The following is a 14,046-nucleotide window of genomic DNA, read 5'->3' on the forward strand; positions in this document are numbered from 1 at the left end:
CGGGGCTCACCCCGCCGGCGCCGATCCCGTCGGCAGGCTTCTTCGACGAGGCCACCGCGGACGCCTCGCCGGACGAGCGGGCCGACCGGGTCCGCGCCTTCGTGGACGCGGTGGGCGGGCTGGAGGCGGCCGGCTACTGCCGGACGGCGTACCGGTCGGGGGCGTTCGCCAACTCGGCCGGACACTCGGCGGTGGGGCGGACGGCCGAGGCGGCGATGGACGGCATCGCCCGCACCGGCGGCTCCGACGGGGTGGCCCGGCTCTGCGCGGACCGGCTCGCCGCCATCGACGGTGCGGCGCTCGGCGCCCGGGCCGCGGCGAAGGCACGGGCCGCCGCCGACCCGGTGGAGCTGCCGCCGGGCCGCTACGAGGTGGTGCTCGAACCGGCCGCAGTCACCGACCTGCTGCAGAACCTGGCCTGGTACGGCTTCAACGGCAAGCGGTACGCCGAACGGCAGTCCTTCGCCGAGCCCGGCGCCGCCCAGTTCGATCCGGCGGTGACCCTGGTGGACGATCCGCTGCACGCCTCCGGGCTGCCGTACGACCTGGAGGGCACGCCACGCCGTGCGTTGCCCCTGGTCGAGGGCGGCACCACCCGCGGGGTGGCGCACGATCGGCGCAGCGGCGCGGAGGCGGGCACGGGGTCGACCGGGCACGGGATGGTCGGCGGGTCGACCTTCGGCCCGATCCCGCGCAACCTCCGCCTGCTGCCCGCCGACGGCGGGCCGGACGTGCCCGCCGACGGCGCGGCCGGCACGGTGGCCGAGCAGGTGAGCGGCGGGGTGACCGGCGCGGTGGCCGACCCGGACACCGCGGCGCTGGTCGCCGGGATGACCCGCGGGCTCCTGGTCAGCGACTTCTGGTACACCCGGGTGCTCGACCCGAAGCGCCTGGTCATCACCGGCCTGACCCGCAACGGGGTCTGGTTGGTCGAGGAGGGTGTGCCGACCCGCGCCGTGCGCGACTTCCGGTTCACCGAGTCCTACCCCCGCGCGCTGGGGCCGGATCAGGTGCTCGGCCTGGGCCGGACCCCGGTGCGCCAACCGGACCGGCTCGACGGCGTCTGGTGGGAGGGCCCGGCGCTACGGCTGACCTCGTGGAACTTCACCGGCGGCGCGTCCGGCTGAACACCGCCGCCAAATATTGATCATGGCTCGGGTCTTTCCAACGTCCCGGACACACGGGACACTGCGTTGCGCGGCCGGGCCGCGAAGATCGGCGTAACGTGTGTGATTTAGCTACGCCGGTTCGCCGGCGTGGTCGCATGCGTGCGCAAGACGTGGCAGTGGACGCGGTCTCGCCGGTCCGCTGACCGGTAAGGAAGCTGATCCGCCGCCCCCGCGAGGGCGCCGTCAGGGAGACGACTCGAATGACATCAACGGCAACGAGGCCGCGAGGGGCGCGGGCACGCGCCGCGATAGCGGCGAAGACGTTGCGCACGGACCGCTGGTGGTTCGCCCCACTGATCACCGTCGTCGGGCTCAGCGCCTGGGTCATCTACGCGACGGTCCGGGTCTTCATGCACAAGTGGTACTGGGTGGACCAGTACCACTACCTGACGCCGTTCTACTCCCCCTGCGTGACGAACCGGTGCGTCGAGGGTGCCTCGCACTTCGGCAGCTTCCTGCCCGGCTGGTGGATCATCCCGGACGCGGCGCTGACCCTGCCGTTCCTGCTGCTGTTCCGGCTGACCTGCTACTACTACCGCAAGGCGTACTACCGGTCGTTCTGGCTGTCGCCGCCGGCCTGCGCGGTGCCGGACGGGCACCAGGCGTACAGCGGTGAGACCCGGTTCCCGCTGCTCGGGCAGAACCTGCACCGCTACTTCTTCTACGCCGCCGCGATCATCTCGCTGATCAACACGTGGGACGCGATCTACGCCTTCCACTCCCCGAAGGGCTTCGGCTTCGGCCTCGGCAACCTGATCCTGATCGGCAACGTGGTGATGCTCTGGGCGTACACCATCTCCTGCCACTCCTGCCGGCACATCATCGGCGGCCGCCTCAAGCACTTCTCCAAGCACCCGCTGCGCTACCGGGCCTGGACCGGCGTGTCCTGGCTGAACGTGCGGCACATGCAGCTCGCCTGGATCACCCTCGGCACCCTCGCGCTCACCGACTTCTACGTGATGGCGATCGCGGCCGGGTGGTTCCACGACCTGCGGTTCATCAACTGAAGGCCCGGGACATGACTGAGACGCGAATCGAACGACACCACTACGACGTCGTCGTGATCGGGGCCGGCGGCGCCGGCCTGCGAGCGGCGATCGAGGCCCGGCTGGCCGGCAAGAAGACGGCGATCATCTCCAAGTCGCTCTTCGGCAAGGCACACACGGTGATGGCCGAGGGCGGCGCCGCCGCGGCCATGGGCAACGTGAACCCCCGCGACAACTGGCAGGTCCACTTCCGCGACACCATGCGCGGCGGCAAGTTCCTCAACAACTTCCGGATGGCCGAGCTGCACGCGAAGGAGTCGCCGCAGCGGATCTGGGAGCTGGAGACGTACGGTGCGCTCTTCGACCGCACCAAGGACGGGAAGATCTCCCAGCGCAACTTCGGCGGCCACGAGTACCCCCGGCTGGCGCACGTGGGCGACCGGACGGGCCTGGAGCTGATCCGTACCCTCCAGCAGAAGATCGTCTCCCTCCAGCAGGAGGACAAGCGGGAGCACGGCGACTACGAGGCCCGGATCAGGGTCTTCGCCGAGACCACCATCACCGAGCTGCTGCTCGACGGCGACCGGGTCGCCGGGGCGTTCGGCTACTACCGCGAGTCCGGTGAGTTCATCCTCTTCGAGGCCCCGGCCGTGGTCCTGGCGACCGGCGGCGTCGGTCGCTCCTACAAGGTCACCTCGAACTCCTGGGAGTACACCGGGGACGGTCACGCGCTGGCGCTGCGCGCCGGGGCGACGCTGATCAACATGGAGTTCCTCCAGTTCCACCCCACCGGCATGGTCTGGCCGCCCTCGGTCAAGGGCATCCTGGTCACCGAGTCGGTCCGCGGTGACGGCGGGGTGCTGAAGAACTCCGAGGGCAAGCGGTTCATGTTCGACTACGTGCCGGACGTCTTCCGCAAGCAGTACGCGGACAACGAGGCGGAGGCGGACCGCTGGTACAAGGACCCGGACAACAACCGGCGCCCGCCCGAGCTGCTCCCCCGCGACGAGGTCGCCCGCGCGATCAACAGCGAGGTCAAGGCGGGCCGCGGTACGCCGGCCGGCGGCGTCTTCCTGGACATCGCCTCCCGGCTGCCGGCCGAGGAGATCCGCCGCCGCCTGCCGTCGATGTACCACCAGTTCAAGGAGCTGGCCGACGTCGACATCACGAAGGAGCCGATGGAGGTCGGCCCGACCTGCCACTACGTGATGGGCGGCGTCGAGGTGGACCCGGACTCGGGGGCCGCGTACGGCACCGTGCAGGGGCTGTTCGCGGCCGGTGAGGTCTCCGGCGGCATGCACGGCTCCAACCGGCTCGGCGGCAACTCCCTGTCCGACCTGCTGGTCTTCGGCAAGCGGGCGGGCGGCCACGCCGCCACGTACGCCGACCAGCTCACCGCGCGCCCGAAGGTGTCGGTGGCGGCGGTGGAGGCCGCGGTGGAGACGGCGCTGGCGCCGTTGCAGCGGGACACCGGGGAGAGCCCGTACACCCTGCAGCAGGACCTCCAGGCGGTGATGGGCGATCTGGTCGGGATCATCCGCCGGGAGGGCGAGCTGGTCGACGCGCTGGCCCGGCTGGCCGAGCTGCGCGAGCGGGTGGCCAAGGTGAGCGCGGCCGGCGGCCGGCGCTACAACCCGGGCTGGCACCTGGCCCTGGACCTGCGCAACATGCTGGTGGTCTCCGAGTGCACGGCGAAGGCGGCGCTGGAGCGGCAGGAGTCGCGCGGCGGGCACACCCGCGAGGACCACCCGTCCATGGACCCGAAGTGGCGTCGGGTGAACCTGGTCTGCTCGCTGGACGGCGACGCGGTCCGGCTGACCCAGAAGCCGCTGCCGAAGATGCGCCCGGAGCTGATCCAGCTCTTCGACCGGGCCGAGCTGGCCAAGTACCTGACCGACGAGGAACTCGCCGAGTTCGACGCCCTCGCTGAGGAGGCGGGCAACTGATGGGGACCAAACGACAGTTCCGCATCTGGCGGGGCGACGAGACCGGCGGTGACCTCCAGGACTACACGGTCGAGGTCAACGAGGGCGAGGTGGTCCTCGACGTGATCCACCGGCTCCAGGCCACCGACGCGCCGGACCTGGCGTGCCGGTGGAACTGCAAGGCCGGCAAGTGCGGCTCCTGCTCCATGGAGATCAACGGCAAGCCGCGGCTGAGCTGCATGACGCGGATGTCCACGTTCGAGGAGACCGAGACCGTCACGGTCACCCCGCTGCGCACCTTCCCGGTCATCCGGGACCTGGTCACCGACGTCTCGTTCAACTACGAGAAGGCCCGGGAGACGCCCGCGTTCGCGCCGCCGGCCGACCTGGCCCCCGGCGAGTACCGCATGCAGCAGGTGGACGTCGAGCGCTCGCAGGAGTTCCGCAAGTGCATCGAGTGCTACCTGTGCCAGAACGTCTGCCACGTGATCCGCGACCACGAGGAGAACAAGCCGGCGTTCTCCGGTCCCCGGTTCTTCATCCGGGCCGCCGAGCTGGACATGCACCCGCTCGACGCCAAGACCGACCGCAAGGAGTACGCACAGGCCGAGATGGGCCTCGGCTTCTGCAACATCACCAAGTGCTGCACCGAGGTCTGCCCCGAGCACATCAAGATCACCGACAACGGGATCATCCCCATGAAGGAGCGGGTCGTCGACCGCAGGTACGATCCCCTTGTGTGGCTTGGTAGCAAGATCTTCCGGAGGGGTCAGGTGCCTCAGACCAGCGTGACCAGCGGGCACTCCAGCGGCGCCGCGACCGCCAGCGCCGTCCACGGGGTGCACTCGCACGCCGGCGGCTCGCACGACGCCGTGGCCGAGAGGCAGGCGCAGCAGGGCGTCAACTGGCACCGGGAGGTGCCGCACCCGACCGCCCCGGCGGTCGACGTCAACGGCAAGCTGCCGCTGACCGAGCTGACCTTCGACCGGGCCGCCGCGCCGTCGCCGTTCGGCGACGACGTGACGTTCCCGCTGCCGGCCGAGCACCTCAACTTCGCTCACCCGCAGCAGGACGAACCGAAGCACTGAGCAACGGACGACACGACGACGGGGGCCGCGGCGGATGCCGCCGGCCCCCGTCCCGTTTCCGCCCCCGTGTCGCTTCCGCCGCTCAGCCGTTGGCGAGCAGGGGACGCAGCGCGGCGACGACCGGCGCGTCGGCGGGGAGCCAGGGCACGCTGTCCAGCTCGGCGGCGGAGAGCCAGCGCAGCTCGGAGTGCTCGAGGGCCTTCGGTTGGTCACCATGGAGGAGGCGGGCCACGTACACCCGGAGGACGGAACGGCCGTGCGCCATCCGCACGTCGCGGCCGACCCGCGCGCCGATCTCCACGCGTACGTCGAGCTCCTCGGCGCACTCGCGGATCAGCGCCTCGATCTCGCCCTCGCCCGGCTCGACCTTGCCACCGGGAAACTCCCAGCGCCCGGCCACCTCCGGGGGCGCGGAGCGGGCGCAGGCCAGCACCCTGCCGTCCGCGATGATCGCCGCCCCGACGACCACCTTCGGTTCCCGCCGCTCCGCCTGCCCGTTACCGCTAGCCCGTTCGGTCCGCACGGCCGTCCAGCGTGCCAGATCAATCGGCGGTTTGGGTACCGGAGGCCGCCGTCAGGCCAACAGAACACGGAAGTGTGGGCGTGGACACACCATCCGCGCGGCGACAGACTAGAGGGCGTCGACGAGGACACGGGATGGCGACGATTTGGCCACAAGCCGGCAACGACGCCTGGGAGGTGCGGTGATGCGTGTGCTGTTCAACAGCAGGTCGAAGCACGACTATCTCAGCGACGCCCTCGCCCTGCTGTCCGGGTGGACCCGCGAGGGTGAGCAGATCCGCCGCACCCTCGTCCTGGACGACACCCAGCACGCCGCGCTGACCGAACGGGTCGCGGTGGTCGCGGACGCGCTGCGGCTGCGGCCCGAGATCAGCCGCCGCGCCGACCGTACGCAGATCAAGGTGGGCCACGGCGACGGCGAGCCGCTCACCGAGGGTGAGGTCCTGCTGGCCGCCCGCATCGAAGACGCCGTCCGCGCGGTCACCGAGCCCTGACCCGGCTGGCGCGGCCCGCCTACCGTCGGACGCATGGCCGATCCGACGTACGACCGCAGGGAACAGTTCCAGCAGATCCAGAGTGGCCTGCTGGCCGGTGAACAGATCATCGCCGTCTACGACGCGATCGGCGCCGGCACCGGGTTCATCGGCCTGACCGACCGGCGGGTGATCATCCAGGACCGCTCCTTCGTCGGCAAGAAGTACGCCATCACCAGCATCCCGTACTCGAAGATCACCAGCGTGAGCGTGGTGAGCAACAAGTCCTGGGGCGGGTCGTTCTTCTCCACCGGCGCGATCGCCATCCACGTCGGCGCGCACACCTACGAGGTCGAGTTCCGGGGCGCGCAGAAGAGCCACCACGTGCACAACGTGATCCTCCACCACATCTCCTGATGGACGACCGGCTGGCGGCGATCTACGACGTGGAGAACCCGTGGGGGCGGGACGACGAGTTCTTCCTCCGGCTCGCGGCGGAGACCCCCGGGGCCCGCGTCGTCGACCTGGGCTGCGGCACCGGACGGCTCACCCTGGCACTGGCCGCCGCCGGCCACCCCGTCACCGGGGTCGAGCCGGCCCGGGCGGCCCTCGACGCGGCCCGCGCCAAGCCCGGCGCCGGGCGGGTGACCTGGATCGAGGGCACGGCCGCGGACCTGCCCGACGCCGCGTTCGACCTGGCCCTGCTGACGAGCCACGTGGCGCAGGAGATCCGGGACGACACCGAGTGGGGACGTACCCTCGCCGACCTGCGCCGGGCCCTGGTCGACGGGGGCCGGCTGGCGTTCGACTCCCGCGACCCGGCGGCCCGCCGATGGGAACGCTGGAACCCGACCGACTCCCGGCGCCGGCTCGTCCTGCCCGACGGCACCACCGTGGACGCCTGGACCGAGCTGACCGAGGTACGCGACAGCCTGGTCCGTTTCCGCCACCATTACGTCCTCCCCGACGGCGAGGAGCTGCACAGCCCCGGCGCATTGCGCTTCCGTACCGGTCCGGAGCTGCGGGCCGCCCTCACCACCGCCGGTTTCACCGTCGAGCGGAGCTACGGCGGCTGGGCCGGCGAGCCGGTCGGCGCGAGCGACGACGGTGAGCTGATCGTCGTTGCCCGGGCGAGCTGAGGGCAGCCGCCGATCCCGGATCCGACGGCGCGGCGCGGCCGGACTGGTCGCGCGCCGGGTGGGGATAATCCTCCGCATGCCGGGGCGATGCATGATGGTCAAGCGGTGGTGCGAAACGCACCGGCGGCTGGTGCGCCGGGTGCTTCTCGTGGCCGCCGTCGGTGCGCTGCTGCTGGCGGGCGGGGTGGCGGGCAGCGCGGCGTGGATCCGCGGCGGCGCGGACGGGCACGTCTTCGCCGAGGCCGACGTGCCGGCGGCGCCGGTCGCCCTGGTCCTGGGCACGAAGGTGAGCGCCGACGGAACCCCCTCCCCCTTTCTCGCCGGCCGCCTGGAGATCGCCCGGCGGCTGTTCGACGCCGGCAAGGTCCGGGCGATCCTGGTGTCCGGCGACAACATGAACGCCGACTACAACGAGCCCGACGCGATGCGGCGCTGGCTGGTCGACCGGGGGGTGCCGGCCCGGAAGGTGGTGCTCGACCACGCCGGGTTCGACACGTACGACTCGTGCGCCCGGGCGAAGCGCATCTTCGGGGTGGACCGGGCGATCGTGGTGACCCAGTCGTTCCACCTGCCCCGCGCCGTGTCGCTCTGCCGGCACCTCGGCATCGACGCGAACGGGGTGGGCGACGACACGGCCAAGCGGTACGCCGAACGCTGGCGGATCAGCTCCACCCGCGAGTACGGCGCCTGCGTGAAGGCGGCGGTCGACGTGCTCTCCGGCCGTGATCCCGTCCATCTCGGCCGCCACGAGACCGGCGTCGAGGACGCCCTCCGCGCCGGCTGACGGCACCCGCGGGCATCCGCAGGTGGCTGAGCCTGCGGCGCTTCCCGATTCACCTACCTCAGTGCGACATGTCGCTCAGACATGAACATGTCCCAGAGACATGTCGCTCTCCGCGGTGCCTCCCGCACGCCGGGACACGCCCGGCAGCGCGGAAGCCGCCCCGGGCGTCGCAATCTTGTCCTGACCGGTTCGCAGGTACGCGGCGCGTCAAGGATCGGCGCGGGCCCGCCGGTTAAGGTCGGGGCGTGGTGAAGGTGGGCGAGGAGACACTGGCGGCGATCGGCCGGATGACCGTCGCGGCGGTCGAGTTGGAGCACGTACTGGCCGGGATCGGCGCGGGCCCGGCCGAAGCGGAGGCCGAGGCGCTCTTCGCCCGGCCCGGCGCCGCGCTCCAGGCGGCGCGGGCGGCCGTCCGGTCGGTGCCGACCGCGCACCGGGACGAGTACGTCAACATGGTCGAGGGGGCGGCCACCCAGCTGGCGCTCAGCCAGGCCGCGCTGCGGGCCATGTGGCGCGACGGCGGCCGCACCGACCCGGCGATGTTCGACGAGATCGGCGCACGGCTGCTCCGCTGCCGGGACGCCCTGCACCTGCTCGCCGGATCCGCCACCGCCGGGACATGACCGACTGAGTACGCCGGCTCATGCGGGACCGGCCCACCTCGGGCCAGGCTCGCCGGTATGACGTCGTCGACCGTGACCGGCCCGCCGCGGCGGGCCGGTCGTCGGGTTCCTGGTCCTGGCCTGGGTGCTCGGACTGCTCGCGGTGGCCTGGTGGGTGTTCAGCGTCGGGATGCGACAGTGGGCCGACAGCTACTCCGGCCCGGGTCCCGGAACGGCCGCGCTCCGGCGTCAGGGCGCAGCGGCGATGCTGGTCCTGGCCCTGGTGGCGGTCTGCGGGCCGGCGATCATCGCGCTCGTGGCGTACCGGCTGCGGCTCGCCCGTACCGCGATCGTCCTCCTGGTGCTGGCCCTCGCGCTCGCGATTCCCGGCCTGCCGGTCGCCGCCTTCGCCTACCGCGACCTCCGGCCGGCACCACCGCCCCCGACCCCGCCCGGCCACTGTCAGGAACACAGCGGCGGCGACACCCGGTGCCCCGGCGGCTGACGTCGCCGATCCCGCAGCTGGGGCGGCACACGGCTATCGTCGCGTCATGCCCGAACTGATCGCGCCCACCGTCCGGCTGCACGACGCCTGGCTGGCGGCGCACGACGAGTGGGGCCCCGGCCGCCACGAGGACGGTTTCGGGCTGTTGCCCGCCGACGAGGTCCGCTCGCCGGCCGGGTTCGCGGCCTGGGTGACCCGGCTCGCGGACGAGTCGGACCCGACGGGGCCGGCGGACCCGGACCGGGTGCCGTGCACGTACCGGTGGATCGTGGCGGGCGGGCAGGTGCTCGGCGGGATCGCGCTGCGGCACCGGCTCGACGACTTCCTGCTGCGGGTCGGCGGCCACATCGGGTACGGCATCCGGCCGTCCGCCCGCCGGCGCGGCCTCGCCACCTGGGCGCTCGGCCGGATGCTCGACGAGGCGCGGGCGCTCGGGCTGGACCGCGTACTGGTCACCTGCGCGGCGGACAACATCGCCTCGGCGCGGACGATCGAGCGCGGCGGCGGTGTCCTGGCGGACATCCGGGACACCGAACTGGGCCCGGCGCGGCGCTACTGGATCACGCTCTAGGCGCGCACCGCCCCCACCCACCGGGACGATCTTGGTACAACACTGACAAGGAAGATCTACGCCGTTCGGGTCGGCTTCCCTCCGGGTGGACGACGTTCAACCCTCCGTGCGCCGGGGTGGGACCGGGCGAGGATGAGCGGTATGGCGGGCCGGGAAGGCGGTGGACGGGGCGAGGACCTGCTGCAACGTCGCGAGGACGTGCGGCAGGCCAACTTCCTGGAACTGTTCGTCGACCTGGTGTTGGTGTTCGCCCTGGCCGGGGTGGTCAACCGGGTCGCCCGGGACATCATCAGCGACGACATCGTCGTCCGGTGGCGCGCGATGGCCTACCTGCTCGTGCTGGCGCTACCGCTGATCTGGTTGTGGATCACCACCGCGCACATCACCAGCTGGTTCGACCCCCGCCGTCGCAAGATCCAGTACATCGTGCTGGCCAGTGCCTTCGGGTTGCTGGTCATGTCGTCGTCGCTGCCGTCCGCGTTCATCGGTCGCGGATTGGCGTTCGTGCTGCCGTACGTGATCCTGCAGTTGGGCCGGCCGCTCATCCTGATGCCCGCGCTGCGCGGGCACCCCCTGCGGCAGCTGTACCTCCGGTCGCTGCCCTGGCGCGTGATCTCGGCGGTGATCTTCCTCGCCGGCGCCGTGGTCGGTGGCGCTGCCCGGGCCGCCCTGTGGGGGGTCGCGGTGACCGTGGACATGGTCTCCGCACAGCTGCGCTGGCCGGTGCCGGGGACGACCGAACCGCCGGTCAGCGCCTGGGCCACCGACAGCAAGCACCACCTGCCCGAGCGCTACCAGCAGTTCCTGATGATCGCCCTCGGGGAAACGGTGCTCGCCGTCGGCACCACCTTCACCAGTCAGCGGATCACCCCGGCCACCTCCGCACTGCTGGTGGTGGCGTTCCTGTCGACGGTGCTGCTCTGGCGCATCTACTTCTACCGCTCCGGGCAGGTCCTCGCCGAAGCCCTCGCCACCGCGGGGGACCGGGACGCGGCCGGCCGCGCCACCGGCACCGCCCACGTCCTCATGGTGCTCGGCATCGTGGCCACCGCCGTCGGCTTCGAGGCCCTGCTGAGACACCCGGGCGGCCTGCCCGAGCCCGCCTGGCTCGTGGCGACCCTCGGCGGTCCGGCGCTCTTCCTCTACGGTCGCATCCGCCTGGAACGCATCGTGTTCAACCGGCTCTCACGCCGGCGCGTCGCCGCCATCGTCGCCCTGGCGGTCGCCGCCATCCCGCTGAACTTCGCGCCGCCGCTGGTCTCTTCGGTCGTCGCCGGACTCATCCTGCTCGCCGTCGCCCTCGCCGACGCGCGCCACGCCGCCGGCCGTCCCCCCGAGCGCCCCTCCCCGGCGCACTAGCCCGGGCCGGCTGCCGACCGACCCGACCGCCGTGGGCGGACCGGCCCGGATTCAGACGTTGAAGCGGAACTCCACCACGTCGCCGTCCTGCATGACGTACTCCTTGCCCTCGATCCGCACCTTGCCGGCGGCCTTCGCCGCGGCCATCGATCCGGCCTCGACCAGGTCGGCGTAGGAGACCACCTCGGCCTTGATGAAGCCGCGCTGGAAATCGCTGTGGATGACCCCGGCGGCCTCCGGCGCGGTCGCGCCGACCGGGACGGTCCAGGCCCGTGCCTCCTTGGGGCCGGCCGTCAGGTACGTCTGGAGCCCGAGCGTGCGGAAACCGACCCGGACGAGCTGGTCCAGGCCCGGCTCGGACTGCCCGATCGACTCCAGCAGCTCGCGGGCCTCCTCCTCGGGCAGGTCCACCAGCTCCGACTCGATCTTGGCGTCCATGAAGACCGCCTCGGCCGGCGCCACCAGGGCGCGCAGCTCGTCGAGGAACTCGGCGTTGCCCAGCTCGGCCTCGTCGACGTTGAACACGTAGAGGAAGGGCTTGGTGGTGAGCAGGTGCAGCTCGCGCAGGTGCTCCAGCTCGATCTTGGCAGCGGCCGCGCCCGCGTACAGGGTGGTGCCGTTGTCCAGGACCTCGACGGCCTTCTTGGCGGCCTCGACGGCGGCGGCCCGGTCCTTGCGGAGCTTGGCCTCCTTCTCCAGCCGGGGCAGCGCCTTCTCCAGGGTCTGGAGGTCGGCCAGGATCAGCTCGGTGTTGATCGTCTCGATGTCGTCGGCCGGCGAGACCTTGCCGTCGACGTGCACCACGTTCGGGTCGGAGAAGGCGCGCACCACCTGGCAGATCGCCGAGGCGTCGCGGATGTTGGCCAGGAACGCGTTGCCCCGGCCCTGCCCCTTGGAGGCGCCCCGGACCAGGCCGGCGATGTCGACGAACGAGACCGGCGCCGGCAGCACCTTCTGCGAGGAGAAGATCTCGGCGAGCTTGGCCAGCCGCTCGTCGGGGAGCCCGACCACGCCGACGTTCGGCTCGATGGTGGCGAACGGGTAGTTCGCGGCGAGCACGTCGTTCTTGGTCAGCGCGTTGAACAGGGTGCTCTTGCCCACGTTGGGCAGGCCGACGATGCCGATGGTGAGACTCACGACGAGCCAGCTTACGCGGTTCGCCGCCGGCGCCGGGCAGGCACCCGGATCAGCCGGGCCGCGCGGCCAGCAGCCGGGGCTCGATCCGGGTCTCCCGGGCGATGCCGTCCTCGGCCCGGGTCACCTCGTACGCGGCGACGCCCTCCCGGTCGGCCACCGCCTCGACCAGCTCGGTGCCCCGGTAGACCAGCCCGACCCCGTCGTCGGTGCAGTGGCTGGTCGGCAGGGTGCCCTCGGCGACGAGCCGGTGCATCAGGGGGCGGCGCTGCTCCTCGCTGTCGTAGTGCACGCCGTTGCCGTACGGGAGCCAGCCGAGCGCGTCGGTGAACGGCCGCAGCTGCGGGCCGTAGCTGTCGGTGGCGCCGCCGACGTGCCAGCAGATCGAGCCGGCGGAGACGCCACCGAGCACCACGCCGGCCTGCCAGCACTCGTGCAGGATCTCCGGCAGCCCGTGCACCCGCCATACCGCGCAGAGGTTGGCGACGCTGCCGCCGCCGACCCAGATGACGTCCTGGGCGAGCAGGTGCGCGCGCACGTCCTCGACGTTGGGCATCGGGAAGAGGGCCAGGTGGGAGGCGCGGAACCGGGTGCCGGCGAACGCGCCGTGGAAGACGGTCAGCGAGGTGGGCTGATCGCCGACCGCCTGGTTGAGGTAGCAGATCTTCGGCGCGTCGCCGGCCCGGGCCAGCTCGGCCATCAGGTCGAAGACCGGACCGGGCGTGGCGTCCCACGGGCCGCGGCGGCGGCTGCTGAAGCCCATGCTGGTGGCGACGATGGTCGGTGCGCTGGCGGGCACGGTCTCCCCCTCCGGTCGGCGACGGTCCCGATCATCATGCCCGGTCGGGCTGATCGGCCTCGGCGGCGGCCAGCAGGGTCCGCAGCAGGTCGCCGAGGCGCTGCTGGTCGGCGGGGGGCAGCGCGTCGAGGATCCGGCGCTGGACGGCCAGCCCGGCCTCGACCGACTCCTCGACCACCCGCCGGCCCTCGTCGGTGAGGCTGACCCGCAGCGCCCGCCGGTCGGCCGGGTCGGGAGCCCGCCGGACCAGGCCGGCCCGCTCCAGCCGGTCGAGCCGGCCGGTCATCCCGCCGGAGGTGAGCATGAGGGCCGCGGTGAGAGCCTTGGGGGCCAGGGTGTACGGCTTGCCGGCGCGCCGCAGCGCGGCGAGCACGTCGAACTCGCCCCGACCGATCCCCCAGCCGGCGTAGACCCGCTCCTGCCGGTCGCCGACGAGCCGGGCGAGCCGGTAGATGCGACCGAAGACGGCCATCGGCTCGGGGCGCAGCCCGGCCCGCTCCCGCCGCCACTGTTCGACGATCAGGTCCACGTCGTCCGCTGCCACGCAGGGATTGTGCCGCACGCCGCACTTCCCCTTTCACTCGACACTGATTAGCTTAGCTCTAAGCTACTTATTGGCGAGAGAGATGAGGCATCATGGACCGCCGCTGGGCCGACGTCCTGCTCACCGCCGCCGCCCCGGTCACCTGGGGCACCACGTACCTGGTCACCGCCGAGCTGCTGCCCGCCGGCCGGCCGCTCTGGTCCGGCGTGCTGCGCGCCCTGCCGGCCGGGCTGCTGCTGTTCGCCCTGACCCGGCACCGGCCGCACGGCGGCTGGTGGTGGCGGGCCGCGGTCCTCGGCGCGCTCAACATCGGCGCGTTCTTCCCGCTGCTCTTCGTCGCCGCGTACCGGCTGCCCGGCGGCACAGCGGCCGTGCTGGGTGCGGCCCAGCCGCTCCTGGTCGCGGCACTCGGCGCGGCGGTCCTCGGCCAACGGCCCGGCCGCCGG

The 14,046-nt window shown here is 72.3% G+C and carries 17 protein-coding genes; 13 read left to right on the forward strand and 4 right to left on the reverse strand.

All coding sequences use genetic code 11. The features are described from left to right. From ACWEVO_RS12850 to ACWEVO_RS12865, 4 genes are all read left to right on the forward strand, one after another. The coding region (locus ACWEVO_RS12850; RefSeq protein ID WP_452307711.1) for a metallopeptidase TldD-related protein at window positions 1–1,127 on the forward strand (1,127 nt) is incomplete at its 5' end. A gap of 242 nt (window positions 1,128–1,369) precedes the next feature. Beyond that, entirely contained in the window at window positions 1,370–2,176 is an 807-nt protein-coding gene (locus ACWEVO_RS12855; RefSeq protein WP_452307712.1) for a hypothetical protein, read from the forward strand. Window positions 2,177–2,187: 11 nt separating this feature from the next. Beyond that, entirely contained in the window at window positions 2,188–4,101 is a 1,914-nt protein-coding gene (locus ACWEVO_RS12860) for a fumarate reductase/succinate dehydrogenase flavoprotein subunit (RefSeq protein WP_452307713.1), read from the forward strand. After that, a complete protein-coding gene (locus ACWEVO_RS12865; RefSeq protein ID WP_452307714.1) occupies window positions 4,101–5,168 on the forward strand; it encodes a succinate dehydrogenase/fumarate reductase iron-sulfur subunit in 1,068 nt (355 codons plus the stop codon). The genes ACWEVO_RS12860 and ACWEVO_RS12865 overlap by 1 nt, the downstream gene beginning before the upstream one ends. 82 nt (window positions 5,169–5,250) lie before the next feature. On the opposite strand, the gene ACWEVO_RS12870 is transcribed toward ACWEVO_RS12865, so the two are convergent. Continuing rightward, a complete protein-coding gene (locus tag ACWEVO_RS12870) occupies window positions 5,251–5,691 on the reverse strand; it encodes a (deoxy)nucleoside triphosphate pyrophosphohydrolase (protein WP_452307715.1) in 441 nt (146 codons plus the stop codon). A gap of 184 nt (window positions 5,692–5,875) precedes the next feature. On the opposite strand from ACWEVO_RS12870, the gene ACWEVO_RS12875 reads away from it, so the two are divergent. From ACWEVO_RS12875 to ACWEVO_RS12910, 8 genes are all read left to right on the forward strand, one after another. Next, window positions 5,876–6,184 carry a 4a-hydroxytetrahydrobiopterin dehydratase gene (locus ACWEVO_RS12875; RefSeq protein WP_393183128.1) on the forward strand — a complete coding sequence of 103 codons (309 nt, stop codon included), beginning with the start codon at window positions 5,876–5,878 and terminating at the stop codon, window positions 6,182–6,184. A gap of 33 nt (window positions 6,185–6,217) precedes the next feature. Further along, window positions 6,218–6,580, forward strand: a complete 363-nt coding sequence (locus tag ACWEVO_RS12880; RefSeq protein WP_452307716.1) for a PH domain-containing protein — start codon at window positions 6,218–6,220, stop codon at window positions 6,578–6,580. Continuing rightward, complete coding sequence (locus ACWEVO_RS12885) at window positions 6,580–7,302, forward strand: class I SAM-dependent methyltransferase (protein ID WP_452307717.1); 723 nt, start codon at window positions 6,580–6,582, stop codon at window positions 7,300–7,302. Before ACWEVO_RS12880 ends, ACWEVO_RS12885 begins: the two co-directional genes overlap by 1 nt. 76 nt (window positions 7,303–7,378) lie before the next feature. Then, on the forward strand, window positions 7,379–8,086 hold the full coding sequence (locus ACWEVO_RS12890; RefSeq protein WP_452307718.1) for a SanA/YdcF family protein: 708 nt from the start codon (window positions 7,379–7,381) through the stop codon (window positions 8,084–8,086). A gap of 245 nt (window positions 8,087–8,331) precedes the next feature. After that, on the forward strand, window positions 8,332–8,709 hold the full coding sequence (locus tag ACWEVO_RS12895) for a hypothetical protein (protein ID WP_452307719.1): 378 nt from the start codon (window positions 8,332–8,334) through the stop codon (window positions 8,707–8,709). Between the two features lie 124 nt (window positions 8,710–8,833). After that, on the forward strand, window positions 8,834–9,193 hold the full coding sequence (locus tag ACWEVO_RS12900) for a hypothetical protein (protein ID WP_452307720.1): 360 nt from the start codon (window positions 8,834–8,836) through the stop codon (window positions 9,191–9,193). A gap of 46 nt (window positions 9,194–9,239) precedes the next feature. Then, a complete protein-coding gene (locus ACWEVO_RS12905; RefSeq protein ID WP_452307721.1) occupies window positions 9,240–9,764 on the forward strand; it encodes a GNAT family N-acetyltransferase in 525 nt (174 codons plus the stop codon). A gap of 141 nt (window positions 9,765–9,905) precedes the next feature. Then, complete coding sequence (locus ACWEVO_RS12910; protein ID WP_452307722.1) at window positions 9,906–11,123, forward strand: low temperature requirement protein A; 1,218 nt, start codon at window positions 9,906–9,908, stop codon at window positions 11,121–11,123. A 51-nt stretch (window positions 11,124–11,174) separates the two neighbouring features. On the opposite strand, the gene ychF is transcribed toward ACWEVO_RS12910, so the two are convergent. From ychF to ACWEVO_RS12925, 3 genes are read right to left on the reverse strand one after another with little or no spacing between them, the layout of a single operon-like run. Further along, window positions 11,175–12,260 (reverse strand): redox-regulated ATPase YchF, encoded by a 1,086-nt coding sequence (ychF, locus tag ACWEVO_RS12915; protein WP_452307723.1) that lies wholly within the window; start codon window positions 12,258–12,260, stop codon window positions 11,175–11,177. Window positions 12,261–12,309: 49 nt separating this feature from the next. Then, window positions 12,310–13,056 (reverse strand): Type 1 glutamine amidotransferase-like domain-containing protein, encoded by a 747-nt coding sequence (locus tag ACWEVO_RS12920; protein ID WP_452307724.1) that lies wholly within the window; start codon window positions 13,054–13,056, stop codon window positions 12,310–12,312. Between the two features lie 34 nt (window positions 13,057–13,090). Beyond that, on the reverse strand, window positions 13,091–13,600 hold the full coding sequence (locus tag ACWEVO_RS12925; protein ID WP_452307725.1) for a MarR family winged helix-turn-helix transcriptional regulator: 510 nt from the start codon (window positions 13,598–13,600) through the stop codon (window positions 13,091–13,093). Between the two features lie 92 nt (window positions 13,601–13,692). Between ACWEVO_RS12925 and ACWEVO_RS12930 the strand changes: the two genes are divergently transcribed. Then, the coding region (locus tag ACWEVO_RS12930; RefSeq protein WP_452307726.1) for an EamA family transporter at window positions 13,693–14,046 on the forward strand (354 nt) is incomplete at its 3' end.

This window comes from Micromonospora sp. NPDC003776 (assembly GCF_053605645.1).